18 protein-coding genes are annotated in these 22,797 nt (G+C 43.3%); 1 reads left to right on the top strand and 17 read right to left on the bottom strand.

Going from position 1 to position 22,797, the window contains the following annotated elements; translation table 11 throughout:
• Positions 1 to 243: 243 nt before the first annotated feature.
• From B4F66_RS02470 to B4F66_RS02435, 8 genes are all read right to left on the bottom strand, one after another.
• Positions 244 to 972 carry a DUF2726 domain-containing protein gene (locus B4F66_RS02470; protein ID WP_292353448.1) on the bottom strand — a complete coding sequence of 243 codons (729 nt, stop codon included), beginning with the start codon at positions 970 to 972 and terminating at the stop codon, positions 244 to 246.
• Positions 973 to 1,149: 177 nt separating this feature from the next.
• Complete coding sequence (locus tag B4F66_RS02465) at positions 1,150 to 2,142, bottom strand: energy transducer TonB (protein ID WP_292353447.1); 993 nt, start codon at positions 2,140 to 2,142, stop codon at positions 1,150 to 1,152.
• Between the two features lie 39 nt (positions 2,143 to 2,181).
• Positions 2,182 to 2,592 (bottom strand): ExbD/TolR family protein, encoded by a 411-nt coding sequence (locus B4F66_RS02460; protein ID WP_292353446.1) that lies wholly within the window; start codon positions 2,590 to 2,592, stop codon positions 2,182 to 2,184.
• Between the two features lie 82 nt (positions 2,593 to 2,674).
• The gene (locus tag B4F66_RS02455; protein WP_292353445.1) at positions 2,675 to 3,331 is read right to left on the bottom strand and encodes a MotA/TolQ/ExbB proton channel family protein; all 657 of its coding nucleotides are present in this window, start codon (positions 3,329 to 3,331) and stop codon (positions 2,675 to 2,677) included.
• A gap of 498 nt (positions 3,332 to 3,829) precedes the next feature.
• On the bottom strand, positions 3,830 to 4,216 hold the full coding sequence (locus B4F66_RS02450) for a type II secretion system protein G (RefSeq protein ID WP_292353444.1): 387 nt from the start codon (positions 4,214 to 4,216) through the stop codon (positions 3,830 to 3,832).
• Positions 4,217 to 4,768: 552 nt separating this feature from the next.
• Positions 4,769 to 8,224 (bottom strand): TonB-dependent receptor, encoded by a 3,456-nt coding sequence (locus B4F66_RS02445; RefSeq protein ID WP_292353443.1) that lies wholly within the window; start codon positions 8,222 to 8,224, stop codon positions 4,769 to 4,771.
• 435 nt (positions 8,225 to 8,659) lie between these two features.
• Complete coding sequence (locus B4F66_RS02440) at positions 8,660 to 9,631, bottom strand: FecR domain-containing protein (RefSeq protein WP_292353442.1); 972 nt, start codon at positions 9,629 to 9,631, stop codon at positions 8,660 to 8,662.
• Positions 9,632 to 9,650: 19 nt separating this feature from the next.
• Complete coding sequence (locus tag B4F66_RS02435; protein WP_292353441.1) at positions 9,651 to 10,199, bottom strand: sigma-70 family RNA polymerase sigma factor; 549 nt, start codon at positions 10,197 to 10,199, stop codon at positions 9,651 to 9,653.
• A 655-nt stretch (positions 10,200 to 10,854) separates the two neighbouring features.
• Between B4F66_RS02435 and B4F66_RS02430 the strand changes: the two genes are divergently transcribed.
• The gene (locus B4F66_RS02430) at positions 10,855 to 11,850 is read left to right on the top strand and encodes a potassium channel family protein (RefSeq protein ID WP_292353440.1); all 996 of its coding nucleotides are present in this window, start codon (positions 10,855 to 10,857) and stop codon (positions 11,848 to 11,850) included.
• A gap of 26 nt (positions 11,851 to 11,876) precedes the next feature.
• Here the strand turns inward: B4F66_RS02430 and B4F66_RS02425 are convergent, their stop codons facing one another.
• The 9 genes from B4F66_RS02425 to B4F66_RS02385 form a co-directional block, all read right to left on the bottom strand.
• The gene (locus B4F66_RS02425; RefSeq protein ID WP_292353439.1) at positions 11,877 to 12,548 is read right to left on the bottom strand and encodes a flavodoxin family protein; all 672 of its coding nucleotides are present in this window, start codon (positions 12,546 to 12,548) and stop codon (positions 11,877 to 11,879) included.
• A gap of 122 nt (positions 12,549 to 12,670) precedes the next feature.
• The gene (locus B4F66_RS02420; protein WP_292353438.1) at positions 12,671 to 13,126 is read right to left on the bottom strand and encodes a DUF892 family protein; all 456 of its coding nucleotides are present in this window, start codon (positions 13,124 to 13,126) and stop codon (positions 12,671 to 12,673) included.
• A gap of 20 nt (positions 13,127 to 13,146) precedes the next feature.
• On the bottom strand, positions 13,147 to 13,578 hold the full coding sequence (locus tag B4F66_RS02415; RefSeq protein ID WP_292353437.1) for a CBS domain-containing protein: 432 nt from the start codon (positions 13,576 to 13,578) through the stop codon (positions 13,147 to 13,149).
• 275 nt (positions 13,579 to 13,853) lie between these two features.
• Positions 13,854 to 15,644 carry a sensor domain-containing diguanylate cyclase gene (locus tag B4F66_RS02410; RefSeq protein ID WP_292411251.1) on the bottom strand — a complete coding sequence of 597 codons (1,791 nt, stop codon included), beginning with the start codon at positions 15,642 to 15,644 and terminating at the stop codon, positions 13,854 to 13,856.
• Positions 15,645 to 16,007: 363 nt separating this feature from the next.
• On the bottom strand, positions 16,008 to 16,547 hold the full coding sequence (locus tag B4F66_RS02405) for a glutathione peroxidase (protein WP_292411252.1): 540 nt from the start codon (positions 16,545 to 16,547) through the stop codon (positions 16,008 to 16,010).
• A 105-nt stretch (positions 16,548 to 16,652) separates the two neighbouring features.
• Entirely contained in the window at positions 16,653 to 18,305 is a 1,653-nt protein-coding gene (locus B4F66_RS02400; RefSeq protein WP_292353434.1) for an ABC transporter ATP-binding protein, read from the bottom strand.
• Complete coding sequence (locus B4F66_RS02395; RefSeq protein ID WP_292353433.1) at positions 18,302 to 19,498, bottom strand: ABC transporter permease; 1,197 nt, start codon at positions 19,496 to 19,498, stop codon at positions 18,302 to 18,304. The genes B4F66_RS02400 and B4F66_RS02395 overlap by 4 nt, the downstream gene beginning before the upstream one ends.
• Positions 19,491 to 20,873, bottom strand: coding sequence for an ABC transporter permease subunit (locus B4F66_RS02390; protein ID WP_292353432.1), 1,383 nt, complete (start codon positions 20,871 to 20,873; stop codon positions 19,491 to 19,493). Before B4F66_RS02390 ends, B4F66_RS02395 begins: the two co-directional genes overlap by 8 nt.
• A gap of 13 nt (positions 20,874 to 20,886) precedes the next feature.
• The gene (locus B4F66_RS02385) at positions 20,887 to 22,767 is read right to left on the bottom strand and encodes a peptide-binding protein (RefSeq protein WP_292353431.1); all 1,881 of its coding nucleotides are present in this window, start codon (positions 22,765 to 22,767) and stop codon (positions 20,887 to 20,889) included.
• Between the last annotated feature and the right edge of the window lie 30 nt (positions 22,768 to 22,797).

Below are 22,797 nucleotides of genomic sequence, written 5' to 3'. Positions count from 1 at the left end.
CGTTTTAAAATGGGGCTATTACAGTTATTCCTTGGATTATCCACAACGTTCTAAAATATTACTTTACTCTGTAGTAATTTAAATACAAAAATAAATATATAACCAATAGAGTTAAAAATGATCATTATCTAACTCTTAGCCAATAAGCAATTACAGATATTCTCTATGCTTTTCATACACACCAATAATAAACTTACTTAAGTATTTTGGAGAAGCCCATCAAAAAGTCTTAAAATTAATAAACTAGTTACTTTCACCTAACACCTTACGATAGCGACATTTTGGGAAGTTTGAACATCCCAAAAATCTCACTCCTTCATGACGCCCTTTTGATGCCTTTCGTTCCACTAATTCAGCATTGCACTGCGGACATTTGCCAGTAATAAATTCATCGATTTTGTTTACATCCAAATCTGGTTCAATTCGAACTTTTATCTCTTCACTCTCATCCGGACTCATGAGTGATGGTTTTAAAACTAAATTGATCGCCTCCTCAATCTCTTTAGAATTATATGTTTGCTCTGCCTTGAATCTTAGTAACGGAAGCTTGGCACTTTTCATCGCTGCATCCAAAAAGCTATCTCGATTTTGTCTTTTTGGGTTATTGTGAGAGGAATCATCCAACTCTATACCGCATAGAATTTCCGTAGTTGTTTTATCCACCAAAATAAAGTCTACGTGCTTTGCTTTTATCTGATTAAAAGATCTAGACCATTCAGATTTCGGTAATCCTTTATGCACAGAAATAAGGTCTGCTAGGCGAACTTTAGAATTTATGTCATAGGAATCTCCGACAACAATTTTCAAGCTGTGTCGGAAGGATATTTCAGCAGGGGTAAGTAAAGCTGTATTTTTAAAGTAGGGATATGTTTCTTGATTCGGTTGACCTAATTTCACTCTCCCACCAAATCCAGAGAGTTTGTACATGACTATTGCGAAGATTACTAAAAGCAATATAAATAAAAATTCCATTTAAAAATGTCCTTGAAAATAGTGTCTAATCAATATAGTCATAAAGGATATTAATTGCAGGAATAAAACCAAACCTACTTCATTGTCAGGCCCCATAACTAATAATTTGATAGCTGCATTTTTGTTTGAATTGCTGTTGTTTCAAGCAAATGCCTATAACGTTCAGGACTTATCTACCTACCCTGTCAATTTGAAATCCACTGGCACAACGACGGTAAACGATTTATTCGACAGGTTGCCTCGCACAGGCAATTCTTTTACGGCTTTTTCTAACATCTCGCGAGCAGCTCTATCCAGGACTTGATGTCCACTGCCTTGTCCTATGATGTTTATTTCGACCATCTCCCCTTTATCAAACCTTACGCTGACCATAACAATGCCTTCCAAATTACGGCGAATGGCTTGTTGGGGGTATTTTTTATTTTTGGAAACCATGGCGTAAAGCAATTGGCCGTAACCTTTCCAGGCTTCGTTACGATCAACTTCATCTGTCCCGCCTCTGTTATCTTCGTTTGGGTTATCACCGGTGGCATTGACTGCTTTACTGGTTGAGGAAGCATTTTCTGAACTGACCGTGGATGATGGCAACGGTGATATTTCCGCTACCTCCTCATCTATGGGTTCATCAGTTTCAGGCTCAATCACTTCAGCCACTTTCGGTTCGGCTATCGGTAATTCCTGTTTTGGCTTCTCAATAACTTTAGGTTTTTCCGGCTTGGGTTCCACCTTTGGTTTGGGCTTTTCGACTTTTTTGGGTTCAGGTTTTACCGGCTCTGGCTTGGGCGGTGGCTCTACCGGCTTTATTTCTTCAACAACTTCCTCTTCAGGTGCCTTTTCAAGCACAACCAGCTCTTCGGGTTCTGGTGGCGTATCGTCTTTGGCGACAAGGATTTGTTTATCAATAACTGGAGGCTTTATCAGTTCTACCGGCTCAGGAATCGGCTCCGGTTCGACTATTTCGGGTTCTTCTTCAACCGGTTCGATCTCTTGAAGCTGAGTCACTTGTACAGCAATCCGCATGGGGGCAGCTGGCGGTGAATATTCAATCACTGGTAGAAACAATATTAATAAACCAATATGAATTGCTAAAGCCAGCAAAAAACCTGGAATAATTCGATCAGAGCCAATGGCCTGAGCTGATGAAAAATCCGGGACCAGAGTAGTTGTCATATCAGGTGTTCACAGCAGTATTCAGCCAATGAATCATGGTTAATTTATCGTCTCAGGCTGCATGACAAATGTGAATTTAGTAATGCCCGCTCGCTGAATGGAAGCCATAACCTTAGCCACTTTGCCATATTCGGCTTTCTCATCAGCAAAAATTTCAACGGTACTGTCAGCATTCTCTGCCGTCTGCAGTAATCGCAAATCAAGCTCCTCCTGAGAAACGGCCTCATCGGTAAAATAAACCGTACCATCATCGGTCACACTAATACTGATGGTATTTGGCTGAGTTAAAGAAAGATCGGACGTTGCTTTAGGAAGATTAACCGGTACCGCGTTGGTTAATAAAGGTGCGGTAACGATAAATATCGTCAGCAATACCAACATAACGTCTACCAAAGGCGTCACATTGATTTCACTCATTGCAGTGTCATCACTACCCATATTCATTGCCATAACGGAATCCTTAAAAAGTTAAGACGGTTGCTTTTAAAGTCGATGTTTGATTTTAATAAATACCGCTGTCCGCTTTTTTGGCTCAATTCACTTCATCAAATTGACCACCGGATTTCAGTACTAATAACTGAAACGCTGAAGCGAAGTTATCCATGGTGGCAACAGAAAGACGCACCTTACGCAAAAAGTAGTTATAAGCCAGAACAGCAGGCACCGCCGTAGCAATACCGACAGCAGTGGCGATCAACGCTTCACCAATTGGGCCCGCTACGACATCCAGACTGGCTGACCCCGTAGCTGAGATAGCTTTAAGTGCATTCATAATGCCCCAGACGGTACCGAAAAGACCGATAAACGGTGCGGTGGATCCGACACTGGCCAGCACTGACAATCCATTTTCCATCCGGGTTTGTTCGATATGCGCTTGTTGCCGAAGTGCATGCAGTAAAATCTGGCGTTTGTCTTCTGGCGATATGCCATCACCATTCATATCCTGTAATGACGCTAATTCAGCTAATCCTGCCTGACAAACGCGTGATAATCTGCCTTTGGTCGACGCAACTATCTCAGGCAATTCATCAATATGTTTTATCTGCGAAAACTGCCTTAAAAAATGACGGTCATAACCAGTATTACGGTAAAAGACAACAAACTTGGTGATAGCAACAGCCCAGATCAGGACCGATAAAAATGCGAGAAAAATAAGTACCGCATCAACTATATCTGGTACTGAATCCATAGAAGCGCTTTCCTTCGTTAAGTGAGTAGAAAAAACTGACCTAATATCAAAATACTGATGATTTAAACTGCGAACTTGCCTCAGAACACCAAACTATTTGCATATCTTCATCGGTCTGGGTCCCAAAAAAACGTTAAGTTTTTATGGCTCCCTACCTTCTATGCCAATTGAAAATGCAAAAGTGACAATTTTTTTTGGAATTTTTTTAAAAACGTTCTCTATGACTAAAATAATCGGCTCTATTCAGCAGCCTTTCTAGCGAAAACCAACGAAAGTGAAAGGGAAAATATCCTTAATTTGAATTTGGTGACTTAAACGTTAACGGCTGCCAAACTGCTGTTTTAGATGAAATCACGTCTCGCCCATCGTTAATCAGTTCTGGCGGTATCAGTATTACCGTTATGAAGCCATACCCCCCTAAGTAGCTAGATTTTAAGTTGTAAAAATCAATAGACAAATTGTGCCGAATAACATGCAACCTAATTGAATGGACTAGTATTACCATTCTGCATAAGGCGTTCCTTCTGAGGAAGTCAGCTGCGAGCCACTAAACACATTTGCAATACTGCCAGCATATTCATCTGAAATTGGCTTACTAAAGATCCATGTATCTTCACTATCCGTAATGGGATCAATTGGCACCTCTCTCAAATATTTTCCCTCAACCAAATCTTGCAAACTACTGGGGTATTCGTTGTGATCATTCAAATACTGATCGATAGCACTTCTCATCACAATCAAGTCATGGCGCAGCACTTTCTCTTTTGAACGATCGACTGATTCCATATATTGGGGTGCCGCCAAAGTCAGTATGAGAGCAATCAGGATGACTATTATTAATAAGCCAATAATCGTAAAGCCAGTTAATGTTTTTTTGTTCTCCATTCCCTTTCCTCCCATTTCATTCCTTAATGGATTTATATTTTTTATGCTCTCTTCTGCATGAAATTTATCTCTTGCTAATGCTTGCTTTACTTAAACCTTGCACTATTTACCGACTTATTTAGTTTTTCAGGGTTTAGGACCTTTTATGGCACCGCCCCCTAAATCATATAAAAATTTATGAGGATTTCTAACAAAAAAAAGGGTGTACCTGACTGGGGAAACAAGTACACCCTTCGCTCAAGTTCTAAGCAAAAACTTGCGTATCTGTGTCTTAAAAAACTCATCGGATCAAAGTTGGCATCAGATTTACTTCCTATCCAATTCTCATCAGTTTTCTACTGAACCAAACTCAGGTAATGAATAGTAAAAAATCTGCCTCCTTAGAATTTTTACTATGCCTCTGTCCCTAACAATAGACGGGCATATGTGGCTGTCCGAATCACCTATTCACCACACTCTTTAGTTCGTGCCTTTAATACTTACCAAGGTTGTGGTTGAATCCCTTTTGAGGCAGTCACAAATACACTGCCTTGATTTCATATCCCTAAACTATTAAAACCGCCATCTCATGCTAAGCCATGCCCCCCTTGGTGCACCCGGTGCCACAAAGTTTGTGCTATCCCATTCCAGAGAGTTATGGTTATAACCATCTGGTCCAATTGCGCCATAGGTTCCTGGTGAGAATGGGTTACGCCCTAAGGTTCCAGCGGTAAAGTACTCATGATCAAACACATTATTCACTAACAGATTGACGCTTAAATTTTCATTAAAGTTATAGGTACTTTGGACATTAAACGTCATATAACCGGGCACTTTACCCGGATTACTAGTGGGTTTTCTGGTTACAACCGTTTGTACACCACCATCATCAATTGTTTCGGTGAGTACTACACCACGACGGTGTTTGTTGTTTTCGTTACCACGTACATAACTTTCTGAGTGTGCAATCGCTGTTACCCCAATCTCCCATTTAGGGGTAATCATATAGCTCACCGTGGCATTTAAATTATGTAAAGAAACACCTGGCATCCGATCTCCCGGCCCAACATCTATCAAGCGGCTATAGTCGTAATTACCGATAAAATCTTCATAGGAGCTGCTATTGTCATTACCTGCAATGGTGAAATCATCTTCAAAGGTCGCGTGCGTCAGTGCATAGTTGACACTAAATCCCCATCTGTCTTTTTGACCAGATATACCCAATTCAATCCCTTGTCGGCGGGTATCTCCAATGGTGTCAAAGAAGTTACGATTACCAGGAAAAGTAATCAGATAGAGATCATCTTTTAAATTAGTTTGGTAGGCTGTGATATTCCACTGAATCCATTCATCCCAAAGACCACGGGCGCCAATTTCCCATGTCTCGGCTTTTATCTGAGGCAAATAGGGGTCACCCGATAAATTTGAAGGCAGAGAACATGAACGATTCTCTTGAAGACTTTTATAAGTACCCTTCGAGCCAACAGGTGTTTTATCCAAAGCGCAACCCAGTTCTATTACAGAAGGCACGCGAACACCTTGAGCAAAGTTTGCATAAATATTCAAATCATCCCTAGCATCCCATGCCACGCCCAGAGAGGGATTTAACGAGTAGTAACTAAAATCCTCCCTTTCTTCTGGATTTTTTAAATTTAATGAATCAATTTCTTCATAGCCGGTAGGACAATCAACTCCAGGTGGGCAAATATCATAACTGTCAGGAAATGCTTCCAATTGAGTCAAATCGAAAACAAATGTACCGTAGTTACGGGAAGCAATTTTATTATGCCCTTTAGTATCGTTATACCGCGCCGAAGCATTGAAGTGCCAGTTGCTGACTGGGCTCCACGTTTCACTGAAATAAAGACTTTTGGTTAATTGCTCGCCCTCAAAGTTATTATTGCTGATAGGTATATCCGCAGCGAGATACTGATCACGAATCTCATCAGGAGCATAATAAAATTCACGGTTTGGGGTGAATAAACCCAATTGTTGTGAAGTGGCATATTCAGCTGTGGGACGATCAATTGAGGCACCGATCATAAATTTGTGTTTTTCTGTGTTCCAGTTCAATTGAATGGAAGCGCCATCGGTTATCTGATCAATACTATTATCCGTAAGTACGGCTGTCGGGGTACCATCAATCACACCAGGATTGGTCTGACTATAGTTAGCGCCATCAGCCGTTTGAAACCCACCGTCAGGACCAGTTACTTTCAATTGGTTATTGTTTATATCACCTTGACAAACATCCGCATTAGTAGGGGGTTTGATTAAAAGAAGTTGTTTCACACCATTTTTGGTGTAATGAAAAGCAGCTTGTGATAAAGAATTAACAATAAACCCTTGAAGAAAACCGGGTTGAGCGGTAACAGTTTTTAAACCAGCAAGATTACTCTGCGTCTCGTATAGATAATCGGAACCTGGAGTGGGCTTTTCTAAATTAGTAAGTCCCCCAGGTTGCAGAATGTTACCGGTGTAAAAGTTTTTATCATAAGCAAAATATTTTTGTGCATAATCAACATAATAATCAGGCAACTCTGCATTTAATGCGTCCGGGTCCAATGCCTCAATTGCTGCAAAAGCATCCTCTAGACTTGCGTTTGCAAAACTCGTGAAAGCCGCTTGCTCTGCAGAACCATCAGCAACAACATAATAATCAGGTAGACCATAATCATTACTGGATTCAAACAAACAAGTATATTCCTCTCCTTCATTTAAATTACGCCTGATATAGTCATTGCCTCCAAATTGCGTATAAACATCAGCACCTTGTGAATCCCGTTTACTATTTCGTCTATAGACTTGTCCGGTGACGCTGAATTTATCATTGACTTGGTAGGCAGCTGCTAGCTGAAATTGCTGCAGTCTGTTTTCGGTGACGTCAGGCGAAGTGAAAACACCATTTCGATCTTGTCGATATTCTTCAGTTGGAATCAGCCCATTACCAACCAGATCTGTCTCTACAATTAACGTACTAAGATGTAGATCCAGTTTGTCACCACGATAACTGGCTTTACCAAAAAACTGGTTGACCTCACTTGGTGAATTTTCCCGCCAGCCATCTTCCATAAAAAAGCTGCCTGCCCCGAAGAATGCAATGGTGCCATTATTCCAGCCGCTCTCTGCCAGTAATTGTTCACGACCAAAGGAGCCTTTCATCACGTCAAAAACAGTATCTGTAAAGTTAAAACCATCTTTGGTTTTCATGGTGAATGCACCGCCCAAGGTGTTTAATCCAAAAATTGGATTGGAACCCGGAAACACATCTACACCAGCAATCGCGTTCATCGGAATCATGTCCCAGTTCACTACATCACCGAAGGGCTCGTTGACCCGGACACCATCTAAGAAAACACTTAACCCTTGTGGCGTACCGATTTGTGGCCCCGCCGTAAAACCGCGGTATTGAATGTCCATCTGGAAGGGGTTGCCCTGGTAATCGTTAACCGTGACCCCCTGGAGTTTTGAGTTAAATAAATCGGTCATACTTAGAGATCGGGCATCTCTAATCTCTTCAGCACTGATGCTTTGCACGTTCCCGGGAATTTCTTCTTTGGTGAGTCCAAGACCTGGCATTGGGCCAATCTCATAGAAACGTTGTGCACGAACATTGACCTTTTCCAGTGTCAAGGTTGCTTCTTCGCCCAAAGCGGGTAATGCTGGCACTAGAAAATATCCACCAGCTTGATCGTCGATCGCTTCAAGTCCGCTGTCTCTTAAAAGACGGTTAAAGCCTTCATCGACAGAATATTCGCCATCCAGGCCTTTGGTTTGTTTGTCCTTGGCGATGGAGGGATCAAAGGTTAAACGCACGCCGGTTTCGGCGGCATAATCTGAGATCGCTTTACTTAATGGTCCCGCTGGGATGGAATAGTTTTTTCTGGGTGCTTCCTGCACAGTTTCATCTGCTGCCATTGCAATATGATTCAACGACATAGTTGAAGCCATACTCAGTGAGGCTACTGATAGATAACGATAAAACTTTTTCTTCAGGCAGAGTTTGCCCGGATTGTGCAAATTCAACATTCTCTCTCCGATCTTATTTTGTTCTTCTATTAGCTATGCCAATCGAAAATCGGAAAGTGACAATTTTTTTTGAAATTATTTTTGAATTTTTTGAATACGAGGGTCTATTGGTCTTTCATAGCCGCCTCTGTTGTGACTGAAAATGTACCAATCAAGGCGCGAGGAGAGCAGTCTGTGAGATACATCCGTGTATCTCCCCCCTTCGGGGCTGACGCTCAAAAACGCTCCCGGCGTTTTTGTAGTTATTCTAAATAAACGAGGAGCAACGAAGAGTGGTGCATTTTCAGCCTCAACCCGAAGGGCTGGAGCTATTTTTCCGCCCTACGGCGTTGAAAATGATTTATGTAGAACAACTACATCGCATCATTTTCGCCTTGTTGGACAAAAAAATAGCCGCCAGCAGTGGTGGCTCTGAAAGACCAACAGACCCTCCATTTAGGCGGGTTTGAGCATAACCAGATAGGGCGTGAAACTTTCAATACGAATAGAAAGTGTTTTAGCGATACTGAGTAATGCAGCATCCACATCGGTGATTGGAAAAGCGCCGGAGATTTCTAAATCAGCAATCGCCGGATCACAACGCACGACGCCGCGCCGGTATCGTGATAATTGATCGATAACTTTTGCCAGGGGCATGTTATCAACGATGATAAAACCTTTGGTCCAGGCATCAGCTGCTGACATATCAAACAACATTTTTTGCTGGAACAACATGGAGGTGAATTTCACTTCTTCACCGGCATTGACCACTACTTTATCGCCGAGCCCATCAATCGGTCTGACTTCAACAGCATCTTCAAATACATTGACGCAGCTGCGATTGTTATAAATGCGGGTACTAAACCGGGTGCCTAACGCAGTCACGGTGCCATGCGTGGTCTGAACGATAAAGGGACGATAAACAGGATTGGTTTCTTGTGCCGTTTCAACATAGACCTCGCCCTGCAGCAGTCTGACGATTCTGACTTGTTCGTCAAAGTGAATCGACACTTTAGTATCAGTATTTAAAACCAGTCGGGAGCCATCATCCAATCTGAATTTTTGCACCTCACCTTTTGCTGTGGAGTAGTCCGCCATAAAGTGATACCAGGGCTTTTCTTTATAAGTCAGCCAGCCCGCTGAACTGACGGCTAACAATAGACCCAGGTTTTTAACAAACTGCCTTCTTCCATTTATTGCAGGTGTGGCCACATACCTTCTATTCAGCACAGCCATGCTGGTTTTTGTATTCAGCCCCATAAAACAGTTGGTGACTTCTTCGACTTGTTGCCAGGCGAGCTTGTTGGCCGGATCGGCGTTAAGCCACTCTTTCCAGGCTTGGCGATCTTGTTCTGTTGCGCTGCCAGAAGTTAATTGTACATACCAGTTCGTCGCGTCGTGCAAAGCTTTGGTATTGGTATTTGCCATATTTAACTGTGCAAGCCGTTTAGGAAGACATGTTAATGCAATGTAATAACGCCTTAGCGATGTACTGACGAACTGAGCTCACAGAGACCGATAACCGTTCAGCGATTTGTGCATGTGAAAGACCTTCAAGCTGAAACCATAAAAATGCATTGCGAATTTTGCTGGGCAAACCATCCAGCATCTCATCAATTTTGGTCAGCGTTTCAATCATGATATTGATGGTTTCGGGTGAAGGCGCTTCTGCCTGAGGTAAGTTGGCAATTTCATCAAGGTAGGCCGCTTCAATATCCCGGCGTCTTACATGATTGACCATCAAACCATGGGCGATGGTGGTGAGATACGCTCGGGGTTCTTTGATATTGCTCAGGTCATCTTTTTGCAGGACACGGGAGAAAGTATCTTGCATCAAGTCGGCAGCATCAAAACTGCAGCCCAGCTTTTTGCATAGCCATCCCATGAGCCAACTATTATGTGATTGATAAAGCTCTGTAATCAGTGAATCTCTTGTTTGCGTTATGGTATTCACATTACAGACATCTACTTCTTGGTATAAAGCGGCAGTACTCAAATGACCTCTCCCAGTAAACATGTTGAGCGAATTTTTAAAGGCTCGCCCGCCTGTAGCAGTGAGAAGCTGACTCAATTTCCCACCACCACCATGTAGGCCAAGTCTGTGATGCGAATCACAGAGTGGGCTTCAATTTACTACGTAAAGAGGGTCAAAAATATAGGAAATAATCCTGAAGTTATAAGGGAAGATTTATTTATTGGTTTTCGCTATATATCCCGCGCCATCACTGACTTTGACGTTAAACATTATTTTTATGAAAGACGGAATTACCATGATCACCTCCATATCTTCTCTTAATATAAATTGGTATTTAGGGAGCAGTAACGAGTTGTCCACGTTACTTTTATCCAAACCGGTTGACGCTTATCAAAAGCTTTAAAGCTTCCAACTGGCTCAAGTACTTTGAGTAAAACTGCTATGGAGTGATGAGAATAAATAAACGATTTGGAAGCTAAGTTGGTTAACGAATTATTTTCGTGCAATCAGGTAAAAATTACCTACTGAATAAATACTTTGTTAATGGTCATCCATTGGTTGCTCTTCTCTGAACGCAAATAATCGCCGGGTACAAATTTTGCGTAAAGTTTTTCAATTATTCTTAACCGGGGGCTGTTGATCTTTCATAGCCCTGATTTTTTATTATGGAAATGACATGCTGACATTCATCGGTGCCGTACTGGTTTTTATTATTATGGTTGATGCGGTCTGGACGACGTTAACGACTCGTGGCAGTGGTTTTTTAGCAGGTCCTTTAACGGTAGGGCTGCGATGGGTGATGAGATCTCTTTCCTATAAAATGGGAAATCGTAATGTGCTCGCCCATACCGGCACATTGACTATTATCACGCTGGTGCTGTTTTGGTTATGTGGTTTATGGCTGGGCTGGGGCTTAATCTTTATTGGAATGCCAGGCAGTGTAATTGAAGATGGGGATATGCAACCGGCAAATCTGGTGGGGTATTTTTATTTTGTGGGGTTTACCTTATCTACACTTGGCATCGGCGATCTACGACCGGTGGGAGATATTTCACGAATATTGACCAGTGTGGCAGCTTTTAATGGGCTAATTCTCGTCACCTTGATGATTTCGTATGCCATTCCATTACTTAACGGAGTTATCAGCCGACGCAAACTGGCTTTTTATTTGTCGTTGTTGGGTGACAATATGACCAATCTGGTGCTGAATGCCTGGAATGGAGAGGATTTCCGCGATCTTGAGTCGACCATCCATTTAGTGTCTGGTGAGATAATCCAATGTGCAGAAAATCGCTTGGCCTATCCGATTTTAGATTATTTTTACAGTTACGAACGAGAGTTTTCTCTGGGATTACAACTGGCAACAGTGGATGAAGCACTGAACCTGCTGGTTTCAGGAGTTGACAAATCATTATTGCCAGCAGAATCCACCATCTTAAATATTCGTAAAATCATTCAGCTTTATCTTACTCGTTGCCATTCAGCATTAAGCCACATTGAGGCGGATGTGCCGCCGCTTCCTTCTCTGTCACCTCTCAGTCACTCCGGCCTCACATTGCAAAGTGATAAGACGTTTGAATCCAGCATGGCAGAGTTTAATGAGCGTCGAAGATTACTGCATAAACTGGTTTTACATGAAGGCTGGGAATGGACAGATGTCAGCCCGGCTTAATTGAACAACTTCATTGAGCTTCATGGTCAGTCGCTCATCTGCTTGGCTTTTTCACCAATAGCAATGACATCTGTACGATAAGGATTGGCTTTGAGTGTTTGTGCCAGTTGCACCATGTTATGCACCATTAGCAAGGTCATATTATTGGTAAAAAAGTGTTTATCGCCACCGGCTTCTATATAACTCGGTCCCGGACCGGCATCACCAACGTAGTAGGTAAACGCATTGACCGGTAGCGTAAATCCTTGCTCGGACAAGTCCAGCATAATACTGGCGGAGGCTTTTTTGGCACCATCTTCATTACCGTCTACCATGACGCCAGCCACTTTATTAAAAGTGGGATATTGACCATTTTTGTTATTGCCTTCACTCATAATGCCATCCATACGTTCAACGACCATTTTAGACACCGAACTTCTATCGCCACGCCAAATCGGTGTCGCGATAATCAGCATATCGGAAGCGTAAATACGTTCGAGAATTTTTGGCCATTCATCCTCACCTTTTTCATCCGAAGTATTACCAAAACTTACATGGTAATCGACCACCCTTATGGTTTCTGTCTCGACCTCCAGATCGTTCAATACTTTGCTGGCAACATCAATAAAGGCATCCGTATTTGAGGTGGCTGGCGACTGTTTTAACGTGCAGTTCAAAAACAGAGCTTTTAACTGATGGTTGGAATCGGTGGCACTCATAAAGTACTCCTGATAGTAAGTTAAAAACGTTACTGGTAATGGTCGTGAAGCAACGTCGCGAAGTGAACTGTTTGAAAATCGGGTGAGAGACAGAAGCGTCCCCTCACCCGTTGGTGAGGCGTTTAATGTGGCTCATGCAGATGATGAAGTGTTGTTTCCAGCCATTCTTTATGACGACGTTCATCTGCCAAATGATCTTGCAAAATTGAATTCACTGGCTCAGGAAAAGCTTCTTGGACATTTTCCTCATAGCGATTATTGGTCATGACTTCATTCAACTGCATGGCCTTCAAAATACCGTCATCACCTGCCAATTGAGCAATGTGTACGCTGCCATTGGTGAGGATTTTTTTCAAATCACCCTTATCTGGTGGTGCACCACCCTCCTGGCAAACTATCTGGCTGAGAACGGCGATATGATTTTCATGATCCTGCATAAATACATTTAACTGATCTCTGTACTGTGGATTTTCAAGTCGCTCGATGGCGGCTTGATAAGCTGAAATAGCGTCATAATCCATTTCTATAAGATCATTCAATTTCTCAACAATATTTGTTTTTTCCATGGTTTCACTCATGATAATTTCCTTACTCAATATTAATGAGTGGTATGGACGCCTTCTTTAATTCCCTTCAAGGCTTGTCCTACCTGGACAGAATTTAAATGTTGAGCCATATCGCCAATACTGACGACGCCCACCAAAGTATTTTCATCATTGAATACAGGCATTCTTTGAATCTGTTCATCATTCATCAGTACAGCCACTTCTTCAATGGTATTTTCTTCATGGCAGGCAAGGACTTTTACAGTCATCACTTCATCAACTGAAATCTCGGATAAATCATTCACCTGAGATACGCCGCGAGTCACAATATCTCTGTCCGTTATCGTACCGACTAAGGTATTGTCATCAGCAATAAGCAGAAAGCCGATGTCCTGGTCTCGCATGATTTGAGCCGCTTCTCTAACCAGCGTCGAAGGCAAGATCGTTGTAACTTCAGTGTTCATAATTTCTTTTACATGCATCATGGTTTATCTCCTTTGCATTGAGAGTTTTGATTTCTCTATCTGTCAGGAATTTTTGCAATGCATATGCCAACCTTTTGCTGAGCGCCTAAAAGCGCTTAGTAAGGAAGGTTTATAACGTCAACTGATAAAAACGATGGGGAAATATAAAACAAGCTCTATAAAAATTTCATTTAACAGCAGTAATTTTTACCAGGGCTTTTATTGGAATATTACCTAAAAGGAAGGAGTCTGGGGCTATTAAAAAGAAAATAGTGAATCGGTGTTTGAGAACAGAATTATCGTTCGGTTAACTTAACGTCATACATCCGCTTATCTGCAGCATTTAAAAGCTCATCTGCCGAGGTGGCATCCTGTGGGCAGGCAGCCATACCGATGCTCGCTGTGACCGACAGGCTTTTATCATTATGAATTAGCGGTTGTTTAATAGTTTCAACAATGGATTTAATAACCCGTTGGGCCTGGCTTGGTGAGGTTTCGGGTAATAAAACTGCAAATTCGTCACCGCCCAGTCTGGCTACGGTATCTGTTTCACGAAGGATGCTGCCGAGTTGGTTGGCGGTATGTTTAAGGATCTCATCCCCCACATGATGACCATAGTTATCATTAATTTCTTTAAATCCATTTAAATCAATAAATAAGATGGTAAATTCACGTTTATGACGCCGATAGTTCTGTATCAGTTTATTTAAAAACTCAAAGAACATTAGGCGGTTGGGAAGTCCAGTCAATCCATCATGAAAGGCCTGCCATTCCAGCTTAACTTCAGCCGCTCTTCTACTGGTAATATCAATAATAAACGCCAGTACGTGTTTATCATCCAGGGCGGTGAGACGTTCCAGAAAATAATATTCTTTGCCGTTTAATACCAATGGATATTCAATCGTTGACGGTTCTCCCGTCTTTACTGTGGCAGCCATCAACGCGAGTTTTCTCTCTACCAGATCTGGGTCCAGCAGTTGTTTGATATTCATGCCATTTAATTTATCGGCATCAACCAATAAAGGAAAACTATCTTCTACTTCATGGTCAATTATTTTGCCATCCACCCGCATAGTCAGCAGTAAATCAGGCATCGCATCAATAATGGCTTTATTTCGCTGATTAAGCACCGCTAACAGTTTTCTGGATTCAATCTGTTTGAGCAGTTGGTTACCTAAAAATACTAATAACAGCGTGAAAACTATCAAAATGATGATATTTCGCGTCACCACCTGTTGTTCATATTGTCTTATGAGTTGATCGGCCGACGCACGATTTTCAGCGACAATGGAGAACATTCCCCATTTATCCAGAAACTGAAAATCGCACTGGGCATTGTTCTCTAATTGAACCCGATGAATACCCAGCTCAGTTGAGGCCAGATATTTATGATCTTTGCATAAACTATAAATATCACTTTTATGCAGTCCTTCGTACATACTGGATGACCAGATGAGTTTGCCGGACTGATCGGTCAATACAGCAGAAATATTTTTGTTCTTGGTAATGCTTCCAAGCTGAGCAGTCAGGTCTTCATTTTTAAGGGTCGCCACCACCACTCCCCTAAACTTATCTTCACTATCCCGAATCGGATAGCTCATCATGATAGATAGTGCACTTTCTTGAATAATGGATTGCCTCGGTGAGGAAATGAAAAAACTGGTGTGTTCGTTTTGAATGTGTTCGGTAAAATAATCCCTTACCGAAATTGGCTGTTGAGATCCGGGATTGGTAGAAAATGTAATTACACCTTTGCTATCGGCAACATATAGCTGCCATATGGTGGGATTTAGATTTTTGAGTCTTTCAGCGTAAGCAGCGACTTGCTGCGGTGCCTCAATACTCATAGCGCCAAGCTGTCTGAGGTTTGCTCCTACAAAAGAAAATTCTTTATCAATCAACTCGGCTTGTAACACCGATAACATGCCGACCCGCTGATTGATCTGCTCATTAATCGGATTTTTATAACCAGAGACTTGTTGGTGGTAAAAATAACGCAAACTCATCGCACCAATAAACCACACAGCAAGCAGCATAAAGACTACAAGCGTACGGTTAAAAAATAATTGGTTGATATGTTTTGTCATATCTTAAGGATATCGTCTTGATAGGGAAAACACACTAAAAACTCTTTGTGATTCGGATAGTTGCGCACAGTTTCAAAAAATAACCAGTAAACATTTATGTTGATTGAGAAGTTAAAATCTATTGTCTAATACAATTTGTTTGGTGAGGTTAGATTAGGAATAAGAATGATAGCTTTTAGTCGCTGGCTAAAAACTCAATCGCATCTGAAAACTGTCACTCTGTAGATACATTTGATGAGATTGAGTGAAGTCTAATGAGCGTCTAAAGCAAAATACGTTGCATACTTGCATAAAAAAAAGGCTTATCAAAAATAATTTTCTACTTTTAATAAGCCTTCGGTTCTTTAATCGTAAATGTCTGAATTATAGCAATGACTCAATGGCATCCGTCACCTGTTTATCACTTGGTTTAACTTTGCTGGGAAAAGCGGCAACGACTTTGCCGTCGGCATTAATCAGGTATTTACTGAAATTCCAGCCAGGTTCTTGGCTTTGCTGGTTAATTTCCTGAAACACCGGATTGGCTTTCTGACCCGTTACAAAACTCGGAGCAATCATGATAAAGGTCACGCCAAAGTTTTCCCGGCAAACTCGCTCAGCTTCGGCTTCGTCTTTTGCTTCCTGGTTAAAATCATTACTGGCAAAACCCACTACCATCAAACCACTTTCTTGATACTTCTGATGCAAGGCCTCCAGCCCTTCAAACTGGCGCGTATAACCACAGTGACTGGCGGTATTAACGATGAGTAATGGCTTGCCATTGGCCACTTTACAGAGGTTGACTGTTTCGTTAGAATGCAGTTTGGGCAATTCATAATCCAGAAATTCAGGACAGGACTCTGCTGCCTGAGCCGAGAAAGAAAGCATTAAACTTGATATTAATAGTAAGACATAACGCATCATAAAATCCTTTGGCTAGAAGTAAGTTAAACCCTAGGGCTTGTTATCTATGCAGACCTTAGGGGCCACAAAAAGTTGATATAACGTTAAATTAATTATCTGTCAGCTTTAAATGGCAGAAGCCAGATAGTTGTCATCTAACCGTGGCACGGCATCCAGCAGGTTTTTGGTATGCTCATTCTGTGGCGATTTCATGATTTCCTGGGTATTACCGGATTCTACTAATTGTGCTCTATGCATGACCACCATGCGATCGGCCAGATAATCCACAACGCCCATATTGTGCGTGATAAACAACATGCCAATACCCTCTTCATCGACCAGCTGTCTTAACAACCGCAAAATACCGGCCTGCACGGAAACGTCAAGAGCTGATGTTATTTCATCACACAATATAAAGCGTGGTTCCAACACTAAAGCTCTGGCAATGGCAAGACGTTGACGTTGACCACCGGAAAACTCATGTGGATAGCGCCATAGACTATCGGTTGGCATCTCAACCCTGTCCAAGAACCGCGCTGCGATTTGGGTGCGTTCAGCATCGCTACTGCCAATACCATGAACCCGCATCGGTTCGATTAACGTGGTATGAATCGGCAGACGTGGATTTAAACTTGACCCCGGATCCTGAAACACTACCTGCATCCGTCTTCGCAGTGGCCGCATCGCTTTAGCAGATACCTGGGTGATATCCTGGCCTTCAAGAAATATACTGCCGGATGTCACTTCCTGCAGACGTAACAAGGCTCGCCCTAATGTTGTTTTACCGCAACCAGACTCACCTACCAGAGCAACAACCTCTCCTGCATTGACCTGCAGCGAAACGTTTTCAACGGCACGAAAATGATCGACTACCCGACGCATTAAGCCGCGACGCACTGGAAAATATACGGAGACGTCTTTGACTTCCAATAAGACTTTTTCTGGTTTCACCGGCCTGTCTGGTCTGATCAGCCGTTCCGGTAATGCGGCTATCAGGCTCTGGGTATATTCATGTTGTGGATTACGTAAGACATCTGCCGTTTTACCACTTTCCACCAGTTTGCCTTTACGCATCACCCCGACCACATCAGCAATTTGTGCAACCACGCCAAAATCATGGGTAATAAACAACATGCCCATTCCATATTTGGTCTGTAAATCACGCATCAGCTTGAGAATCTCAGCCTGGACCGTTACATCAAGGGCAGTGGTCGGCTCATCCGCAATTAATAATGCCGGTTCACAAATCAGCGCCATCGCGATCATCACCCGCTGGCGTTGACCACCGGATAACCGATGGGGATACTCCCGAATCCGACCTTCGGGGTCCGGAATCCTGACTTCTGCCAGTGCTGCCAGAATTTTCTGTTTACGTGCCTCTTCGTCCAGTTCGGGACGGTGTATCAGCAATACCTCTTCCAGTTGTTCGCCAATCGTCTGCACGGGATTAAGTGAGGTCATTGGCTCTTGAAATATCATCGCGATACGACTGCCACGGACTGATCGCAGCGTTTCGTCATCCGCATTGAGTAAGGCTATTTCAGGTAATTGTCCCTGAGGATCCGTTAACCTAATATGGCCGTCAGGATGCCGGTAATGACCATGCGGTAATAATCCCATGATCGATAACGCTGTCACAGATTTACCGCTACCGGATTCACCGACCAGACAGTAGGTTTGGCCGGGTTCAACCGCCAGACTGATATTATCAACCGCCCGTAACCAGTTATCGCCCTCACCCAGCTCTGTTACCAGGTTTTCAACTTCCAGTAACGTCATGACTGCATCCCCCGATTGGTATGGGGATCAACGGCGTCACGCAATGATTCACCCAACAGGTTATAGGCGAATACCGTCATAAAAATTGCACCACCCGGGAAAACCGCTAACCACCAGTTAAAGGTCGAGGATTGCACGGCCTGATTAAGCAACTGTCCCCATGAAGGATCATCGACTAAACCCAGACCAAGAAAGCTTAGCGTCGCTTCAGCCAGAATTGCAGAGGCAACACCAAAGCTGGTCGCGACCAGCAATGGAGCCAGCCCGTTGGGCAACATATGACGAAATAAAATGGATCGTAGCGGTAAACCACTGGCGATGGCCGCTTGAACAAAATCCTGCTGCCGAAGCTTGAGAAATTCGGCACGTACATAACGTGCATAGCCCGACCAGGCCGTTATCCCAATAATCACCATCATCATGTAAATGGAACGGCCAAAAAACGCCACGAATGACAACAACAAAAAGAGGGTTGGAATAGCTTCAAAAATTTCCACCAGCCGCATGCCAATAATATCGACAATGCCTGAAAAATAGCCCATCAGACCACCAATAATGGTTCCGATAACCAAGGCAATTCCGGTAGCTATAAAACCAATTCCCAAGGCAATACGGGATGCATGGATCATTCGGGATGCTACATCTGCCCCATTTTCGTCAGTACCCATCCAATGGGTACGTTCGTTTACTGATAAGGGTGACTCAATCCCGGTGTCGGCATAATCACGCAGATAATCCTTAGCGGAATATGGAATCGGTGCCCGAATGATATTGTCGACTTTACCGGCAGCTTCCATTTCGCGGTAATGCTCATATACCACCAGTACCGGCGGTGTTACGCTCGAGTAAGCAATAAATGACACCACAGCAATGCTGGCAACCCACAACAAAATCTTTTTCCAGGCAACAATTGATAAGGCGGAAATCACCAGGGTTATGAAAAAACCACTCAACCAGACCCAGTCCAGTGGTTCCATATGTTGCAGTAATGGGCTGGAAGCCTGTCCGTCCACAACTATGTAAAGCGGGTGACTGCTTGCCAGAAAGGGTGAAAAGGTGGCGATTAACACTAAAAGCCCAATCCAGGCCAAACCGATTTTGGCGCTGGTGCGTTTTAACAGTGAAGAAACCACCTGTTGGGTCCAGGATTTAGACGGTTGCTTGACTGGAATATCGACGACTTGCTCAGTCATAACTGACCCTCGGATCAACAATTGCGTAGGCAATATCAGCCAGTAAATAGCCGACTAATGTCAGCAGACCGGAAATCAATGTGACCGATAACACCAGCTCACGATCACGGGTCTGCACCGCTTCAACTGCCAATTTGCCCATCCCATCGATACTGAAAATGCTTTCCACTATGACTGACCCCGCTAACAAACTGGGCAATAAAGTGGCCGATACTGTAATCAGTGGCAAAAGTGAGTTTCTAAAGACATGACGCCATAATACTGTTTCTTCATCCACTCCCTTCGCTCTTGCCGTGCGGGCATAATCAGCGGCTAGGTTTTCCAATAAAGATGAACGCGTCAACTTGGCAAGAAAGGCCAGACCACCATATGAAAGTGCGATAACAGGCAATACCAGATGCCATAACCGATCCAGTAGATAGCCGCCTTGCAGAATGTCCACTCCGAGTAATCGCGATATGGCTAATCCGAGTCCTATTCCAAAGGTTCCGGCTACGATAATTCTCAATGCAATATTATTCAGCCCAGCCAGTAACCTGAACAATAAAGCCATGGATGGAATCAAAAATAGATGCAACACCCCAAAAGCTTGACCATGCAGGTTAAACGCCATTGCATACCCTAGCAGAGCCCCCACAATGACCCCGGCATACTGCCGCTTTTTTAATGAAAAACTTACTGCAGCACTGATCAAAGCAACCGTTATCAATGCCACACACAACACGGTAATAAACACATCGCCAAAGCTGCTAAATAATGGAAGGAATGTTTGATCCGCCGTTTCGCGGCGCATCAAACCCCCGGTTGGGAACCAGCGCCAATATTGCTCTGAAGCAAAAAAGCCGATAAACAAAACACCAGCCAGCATACTCGGTACTGACCATAAGCCGAGCAGGAAAATATTGGAGGTGACATCGAATCGTCCTCCCCGTTGGCGAGCGGCTTGTACGCCGATACCGATTGCCAGAGCATAAATCAGTGGTATTGAAATCAGATTGAGTAACAAGGTGATTGGTAGTCGTTCAGCAATCATATCGGTGACTGGTCTGCCATAACGAAAGCTGGTGCCGAGATCAGGACCTTTCCACAATGAAAACTCACCAAAGCTACCATCAGCTAATCTTTCAAAACCAATCGGTGAAATATTATTTAACCAACGGACATATTGCACCGGGGCGGGCTGGTCCAGACCATACAATTTGTTGTAATAGTCTTCCAGGGCCTGACGGCTTTGCGGTTCCAGTTCCATGCCATCAACCAGCGACTGGGCACTAATACCGCCCGGAGCAGCAGCCATAACAGTAAACACTACAATAGTGATTCCGAGCAGCGTCGGAATCATCAGTAAGATGCGTCGCAGCAAATAATTCAGCATGTCTGTCTAACGCCTAGCGACTATGCTGCAGTTCGGCCGGGACATATATCTCGACCGGGACAGTCATCAGGTTAAGTCCCAATGCAGTTTTTTCCAGGTTATGAATGCGCCGGTCAATAAAGGCCATGGTATTGCGACGGAAGAGGAAAGTATAAGGCTGATCCTGCACCAGAATTTTCTCTGCCTGATGCCATAAATTCATGCGCTTTTCTTCATTTACTTCCCCACGAGCTGCATCAATGATGGCATCCAGCTCAGGATTTCGGTAATTGATAAAATTATCGCCACCTTCAACGGTTTGGCTGGAATGAAACATCTGATAGATGTCGATTTCGATACCTGATGTCCAGGCCAAGGTGATGGCATCGAAGTTTTTCTGTTGGATATTTTCTACCATTACCGACCATTCAGTGGGATTTGGTTTCATGATAATGCCTGAACGAGCATATAAATCTCTCAGAAACAGCACCATGCGGCGAGTATCATCACTGTCCTGAAAGTAAGTCAGCGAAAACTCAAAATTGTCACCATCCGGGGTTTCCAATACACCATCATTATTGCTGTCCTGAAAACCGGCTTCCAATAATAATTCACGCGCTTTTTCAATATTATAGCCAATTGCCTCATTAGCCTTATCATGCTGAGCCGAGCCCGGCATAAAGGGGCTGGCTGCAGGTTGTCCATATCCCAGGAAAATTTCTTCTAATACTCTATCGACATCGGTGAGCATGGACATTGCGATCCGCACCCGTTTATCGGCAAATATAGTCTTTTCACCGCCACGTTCCTGATTCCAGGCAATAAAACTGTAACCTGCGGTAGGACTCATATATTCAAAATTCTGACTGCGTTCGATGATGTCTTTGTCATCCAGTAACGTTTGATATTCACGTGGACGAGCACTGTAGACATCAATATCCCCATTACGGAAAGTGGTTAAACGAGCACTGTCATTTTCGATAATTCGCCAGACAATGCGATCAAAAGAAGCACTGACCGGTCCCCAATAGCGAGGGTTACGTACCAGTTCAACGACACCTGCATCGGGAGACCATCCTTCAGGATTGGCTAAACGGAATGGACCTGAGCCGAGCAATAAGCCCCGGCTTTCATTAAACGTCTGGGGATCATCAAGAAAGCGTCCATAAAAATGTTCCGGTAAAATTTCCAGACTGCCGGCCAGTTGTAAGCTATTAAAGTAGGGTTCCTTGAAGACAAATTCCACATGGTAATCATCCAAGGCAGTCACCCGCTCTATGCGCGAAAGATATGCACGACTGCGGGGTGCGGCTATTGCCTCATTCATAATGAAATTAAAAGTAAATTCTACGTCTTTAGCGGTTAATGGTTCACCATCTGAAAACGAAATATCACGACGTAGTGCAAAGGTAATCGTCAAACCATCAGCAGAAGTTGACCAGTCTTCTGCCAGCAATCCATTCCATTCCAGTGTTTCGGGGTTTCTGACCAGTAATGATTCCAGCACATATTGTTGAACTTCGGCGGAGTATGCGTCAGCAGAAACCAGGGGGGTTAAGGTGCGGATATTGCTGCCAAACGCCATCATCAACCAATCTCCCTGGGCATACTCTTCGTGTTCAGTCGCTCGGCGGGCACGTTCAAAAGCATCTGTCTCTTTGGTGACTGATTGGTCTGAAAAGGAGGTGTTGGCAGCACTACTGAAATCGGCCGTACGAATCGTTTTTTCAAGATTACGTAATAAACCACGCGTCGAGCGGATATCCTTGGCCTGCTCTTCCATAATACGGGTCATTTCATCCATCTTGGTCCACTGCCTGTCTATCTGAACCATAAGTAGCAGGAACATCACCACGAATAAACTTAATCCAAGCCAAAACCAGAGTTTACTGATACCCGCATTTCCATTTTTCATGCTTTATTTGCCTATTTCTCTGTAGATGTT

The sequence above is a fragment of the Methylophaga sp. UBA3603 genome (assembly GCF_002375335.1).
GTDB lineage: Bacteria > Pseudomonadota > Gammaproteobacteria > Nitrosococcales > Methylophagaceae > Methylophaga.
This window is presented reverse-complemented; position numbering and strand designations above follow the sequence as displayed.